The following is a 1,333-nucleotide window of genomic DNA, read 5'->3' as shown; positions in this document are numbered from 1 at the left end:
CTGACGGATCCCCACGAAGTTGATGCTATTCATCATGTAACGCTTGATAAGTCGCTTCTTCACGCAGGGCTTCCTGAAGCGATGCCCAAGACGGCCAGGGCACAGCACCGAGAGGCTGCCGGCGAAGCCATTCCAGCCCAAAACGCCACACCGACAGGACATTTCGGTGGGTGATACTGTTGCTCTGGTAGCGCTTTTGTTCCCCATTGGCCCTGACGCTCAGGCCAGCCACCATCATGGCCACATTGGCCAACATTGCGATCAGCAGCAGGATCTCGATACGCTTACCTTGACGAGACTGATGCATCCCGAAGCCCAGACCGAATAGCGGGCTTTTGACGTCGCGAAAGCCTTCTTCAATCTGCATCCGCTGCCGGTAGATGGCCACCACTTTCTTTGCCAGGGTTGAGCGATTTGGCAGGTTGGTGACCAGCACCCAGGGTTCTTCCTGGCGCCGTGCCATCGTACGGCTTGCGCTATCCTGAGAGACCTGGTCGCGCTTATTATAATCTTTACGCCCCTTGGGCGGCCGGTGATACAACACCATCTGAGTGACCAGAGGGCTGCTTCGCGCTATCTGAACCGATCCTAGGGCACGAGGTAGAGTGGTCGCTTGCTCAAAGAGTGTCTTGACGGGCTGCCATGCTTGATCGTTCGCCTGATAATGGGTGGGGCGACGTACGCGACCAACGTAATACCAACCGCGCTCCTCGACGGCGCGGAACCAGGGGTTACGAAAACCGGCATCGGTGACCAGGATTGGTGTGGCGTCGTGAGGCAAAATCTCGGCAAGCGCCGCTAACAAATATGCTTCGCAGCAAGGGCAGCCGTTCTTGTCATGAACTTTCTCGAAGATCGGCAACGAACGGCCGGCAAAGGGAATTGCGGCACGCAGTAAAAACTGTCGGCCGTGGTCATCGATCGGCGACCAGTCCACCAGAATCAGAGGGCGTATCGTGTGACCGATCAACAAGTGGGCCACAAGCCAATAAAACAAGGGACGCTCCTCGTGCAAATGGCGGTTACCCAATAGCCGATCGACGCGCTTGATGGTGTGTCGAGGCGCCGCGGGCCCTGGCAAGGCACGCCCCAGCGCTGTTAACCCCAGTCGACGCTCCGTCAGCAAGGCACCGACCGTATCCAGTAGTGCCTGAAGGCGTTTGGCATGAAGAGAGGGGAGTGCTGATGTCAGCCAGTTGTGCAAGAATTGAGGGGCCTGCATGGGTCTCCTTAGGCATATTGTTTGTTTGGCGATTAACAACATGCCGACCCATGCAGGCTCCTTCAACATTACACGCTGATTTTATTGAAAATATTCGTGGGGATCCCTCAG

At 56.6% G+C, this 1,333-nt stretch carries 1 protein-coding gene; it reads right to left on the bottom strand.

The features are described from left to right. Positions 1-25 precede the first annotated feature (25 nt). The gene (locus RZA33_RS19260; RefSeq protein ID WP_317509339.1) at positions 26-1,222 is read right to left on the bottom strand and encodes an IS4 family transposase; all 1,197 of its coding nucleotides are present in this window, start codon (positions 1,220-1,222) and stop codon (positions 26-28) included. Positions 1,223-1,333: the final 111 nt, after the last annotated feature.

Origin of the sequence: Halovibrio sp. HP20-59 (assembly GCF_033052795.2) — a bacterium.
Taxonomy (GTDB): domain Bacteria; phylum Pseudomonadota; class Gammaproteobacteria; order Pseudomonadales; family Halomonadaceae; genus Vreelandella.
This window is presented reverse-complemented; position numbering and strand designations above follow the sequence as displayed.